At 69.8% G+C, this 3,908-nt stretch carries 2 protein-coding genes; both read right to left on the bottom strand.

All coding sequences use genetic code 11. From position 1 onward, the window contains the following. Positions 1-32 precede the first annotated feature (32 nt). Positions 33-1,016, bottom strand: a complete 984-nt coding sequence (gene gmd / locus FV223_RS22200; RefSeq protein ID WP_147729024.1) for a GDP-mannose 4,6-dehydratase — start codon at positions 1,014-1,016, stop codon at positions 33-35. Between the two features lie 283 nt (positions 1,017-1,299). Continuing rightward, positions 1,300-3,702, bottom strand: a complete 2,403-nt coding sequence (locus FV223_RS22195; protein WP_147729025.1) for a DUF3772 domain-containing protein — start codon at positions 3,700-3,702, stop codon at positions 1,300-1,302. Positions 3,703-3,908: the final 206 nt, after the last annotated feature.

Here is a 3,908-nt window from a genome sequence, read left to right as displayed (position 1 = left end):
GGCCGGGGCCGTCGCGCTGCGGCGCAGGCCGGTCACGCGCGCCCGCCCAGGCGCTTCAGGTCGGCCTCGACCATCTCCTGGATCATCGCCTCGAGGGAGATCTCGGCCTTCCAGCCGAAGGCGGCCTCGGCCTTGGCCGGGTTGCCCAGCAGCACCTCGACCTCGGCCGGCCGGTACAGCTTCTCGTCGATGACGAGGTGGTCGTCGATGGCGAGATTCACATGCGCGAAGGCGAGCGCGCACATGTCGCGCACCGTGGTGGTGCGGCCGGTGGCGATCACGAAGTCGTCGGGCTTGTCCTGCTGCAGCATCATCCACATCGCCCGGGTGTAGTCCTTGGCGTGGCCCCAGTCGCGCTTGGCGTCGATGTTGCCCAGCCGCAGTTCCTTCGCCAACCCGAGCTTGATCCGCGCGACCCCGTCGGTGACCTTGCGGGTAACGAACTCGACCCCGCGCAGCGGGCTCTCGTGGTTGAACAGGATCCCGTTCGAGGCGTGCAGGGCGAAGCTCTCGCGGTAGTTGACCGTCATCCAGTGCGCGTAGAGCTTGGCCACGCCGTAGGGCGAGCGCGGGTAGAACGGCGTCGCCTCGCTCTGCACCTGCTCCTGGATCAGGCCGAACATCTCCGACGACGAGGCCTGGTAGTAGCGCGCGTCGGGCTTGAGGGTGCGCACGCATTCGAGCAGGTTGACCGCGCCCAAGCCCGTGATCTGCCCGGTCAGCAGCGGCTGCTGCCACGAGGCGGTGACGAACGACTGCGCGGCCAGATTGTAGACCTCGTCCGGCTGCACGGCTTGAACGATGCGGGCTAAGCTCGACAGGTCGAGCAGGTTGCCGTCGTGCAGCGCGACGTCGTTCTCGATCCCCAACCACTTCAGTCGGTGGTCGAACACCCCGGCATGGCTCGAGCGCCGCACCACCCCGTGCACCGCGTAGCCCTTCGACAGCAGCAGCTGCGCGAGATACGCCCCGTCCTGCCCGGTGATGCCGGTGATCAGTGCCGTCTTGGTGCTCATCTGCGAAGCCTCTCCCTCTGAACGTGACATTCCGTCGGTCGATGAGCGAGAGGCCGCCGCGATTCGCGACTGCATATCCGCCGGCATCCGGGCCTTCAACGCGTGAACGGCCCGACATCCGTGGCCGATCCGCGGGCGACGCGACGGCCGCCGCCTGCGCGAATCAACCCGCCCTCTCGCGAACGATGCGGAAGGTTTGGCCAAGGACGCCCGTCCCTGCAACCCAAGCGAGTATGATCGCGCGAGATATCTACCGAGGCGTGCTTTCGGCGCCGCCGGCGCGCTACCGCGCGCCGATCGCGCTCAGGTCGCGCCGTCCGTCGCGGCCCTCCTCGGCGGCCGGCGGGCGGAACCGGCCGGCGATCTCCGAGAACGCGTCCTGCATCCCGTCGAGGCCCTGCACCGTGACGATGCTGGAGCCCGGCCCGAGCGGCGGGATGAAGCCCGCCTCGGACAGGGTCCTGAACACCGAGAAGTTCAGGTCGTTCTGCACCTTCTGGCCGAGGCTGACGTCGACGATCATCACCACGAGCTCGAACTCGAGGAACGGGTCGCCGATCTTGCGGAACACCACGCGCGGCGCCGGCTCCTTCAGCACGTCGGCGTGCTGGGCGGCGCAGGCGAGCAGCATCTCGGCGGCGCGCCCCGGGTCCTGGTTGCGCAGCACGTTGACCACCAGCGAGACCCGGCCCGTCCGGTCGCCGCGGACGCGGTTCTTGACGATGCCGGAGATCAGGTTCGAGTTCGGGACGATCACCGCCGAGCGGTCGAAGGTCTGGATCTCGGTGGAGCGCACCGAGATGCGCTTCACGATGCCCTCCGAGTCGCCGATCACCACCTGGTCGCCGACGCGGATCGGCCGCTCCCAGAGCAGGAGCAGGCCCGAGACGAAGTTGTTGACGATCGATTGCAGGCCGAAACCGATGCCGACCGAGAGCGCGCCGGCCACGATCGTCAGCTTCTCGAGGCTGAGGCCGAGATAGGAGAAGGCCAGCGCAAGGGCGAGCAGGAAGCCGCAATAGCCCGACACCGTCGAGATCGAGTTGCGCAGGCCCGCGTCGAGGTCGGTGGCGGGCAGGTAGACCTGGTCGAGCCAGCGCTGGACCGCGCGGGTGATGGCGATGCCGAGGACCAGGATCCCGAGGCCGAGCGCGATCGTCGAGAGCGAGATCGTGACGTCGCCGACCTTGAAGCCGAAGAAGGCCTGCCGGATCGAGGAGACGATGTCGGTCGAATCGAGGCCCCAGGGCGCGAGCACCAGGAGCGCCACGATCAGGAACAGCAGCACCCGCGCGGCACCGGTGGAGAGCACCGCGATCTGGTTGAGCGAACGCTTGCGCAGGCCGGTATTGGCCTGGAGCGCGGTGGCGAGCCGGGTGTCGTCCGAGAGCGAGCCTCCGACGAAGGTGTCGGCGCTCTGCACCAGCAGGTAGAGCAGCACCAGAAGGCTCGCGGTCCAGACCAGCTGGTCGATCACGAACGCCGCGAAGGCGACGTAGCCGACGAGGGCGGCGACGCCGATGACGGCCACCGCCGCCCAGCCGACGAGCCGCGCCGGGCCGCCGATGCCGGTGGTGGTCTTCGTCGGCACGTAGGGGCCGAAGCAGGCCTCCTCTTCCTCCTCCTTGTCGGCGAAGCGGTGCAGGCCGATGGCGAGGATCAGCGCGGTGGCGACCGCGCCGATGCCGCGGGTGGCGATCGAGATCGGCAGCGCCGCCGAGATGCCCGAGTTCAGCGCCTCGATCGACTTCACCACGGTGATCACCGTGGCGATGCCGACCGCGAGCCGCGTCACCCGGATCGCCGCCGCGTCGCTCACCGGCGCCGGCCGCCACTGCGGCTTGTCCGGCGAGAGCAGGCCGTCGCACAGGGCCTCGACGAAGGCGATGAAGGCGAGGCCGGCCAGGATCGCGCCGGCCACCGGAAGCAGCCGGGAGGGCAGCAGGTCGGTGGCGTCGAGGGCGTAGTACACCGTGTAGGAGCCGATCACCGCCGGCACGGTGCCGAGCAGCAGCACCCGCCACGCGCCGAGCAGGGTCTGGCGCCGGCTCGGGTCGGTCATCGCCGCGTCGCGCCGGCCGAGCCGCGGGGCGATGTTGCGCCGGCCGAAATACAGCGCCACGGACACGCCGAAGGCGAGGCCGAGCATCAGCAGGTTGCCGAGCGTTCCGTTGCGCGAGAACAGCAGCAGGATGTCGGACAGCGCGCTCTGGAGCGAACGGATGTCGCGGGGGACGTCGGCCGCGACCCGGCTCCAGAGCTGCGGGCTGACCAGCGCCTGGCTGCGCTCGAACAGCCCCTTGGTGAAGGATTCCCGGCGCCGGTTCGAGACCCGGTCGATGATCTGGTCGCCCTGGACGAGGAGCGAGCGCGCCAGCCGCTGGGTCTCGTCGATGCGCGAGACCGCCGCGTCGCGCTCGACCCGCTCCTGGGCCACCTCCGGGCTCTCCTCGGCGTCCTTCGGCTTCGGCCCGAGCTGGGTCAGGCGCTCCCGGGCCGATTCCAGCGGCGCGTCGAGACGGCCGATGATCGTGCGGATCTCGTCGGTGACCGGGCCGACGCCGTCGCGGATGGCGGAGAGCTCCGGCGTGCCGAGATCGGTGCGGGCCAGCTCCTTCTCGCGCGCGGCGAGGTCGTTCTTGGCCGCGTCGAGTCTGGCCCGGACCGCCTTGAGCGCCTCGGACATCTCGGGTTTCGGAGGGGCCGGCTTGGCGTCCGCCGGTTTCGCCTCGACCGGCTTGCCATCCGAGGACTTGCCGTCCGCAGACTTGCCGTCCGCAGACTTGCCGTCCGCAGACTTGCCGTCCGCAGACTTGCCGTCCGCAGACTTGCCGTCCGCAGACTTGCCGTCCGCAGACTTGCCGTCCGCAGACTTGCCGTCCGCAGACTTGC

This window comes from Methylobacterium sp. WL116 (assembly GCF_008039455.1).
Lineage (GTDB): Bacteria > Pseudomonadota > Alphaproteobacteria > Rhizobiales > Beijerinckiaceae > Methylobacterium.
The sequence above is the reverse complement of the archived record's forward strand: the minus strand, read 5'-3'. Positions and strand labels throughout refer to the sequence as shown.

Excerpts from the sequence above, each read along its gene's own strand:
- FV223_RS22195 (WP_147729025.1), bottom strand. The coding sequence starts at position 3,702 with ATGTCCGAGGCGCTCAAGGCGGTCCGGGCCAGACTCGACGCGGCCAAG.
- gmd (WP_147729024.1), bottom strand. The coding sequence starts at position 1,016 with ATGAGCACCAAGACGGCACTGATCACCGGCATCACCGGGCAGGACGGG.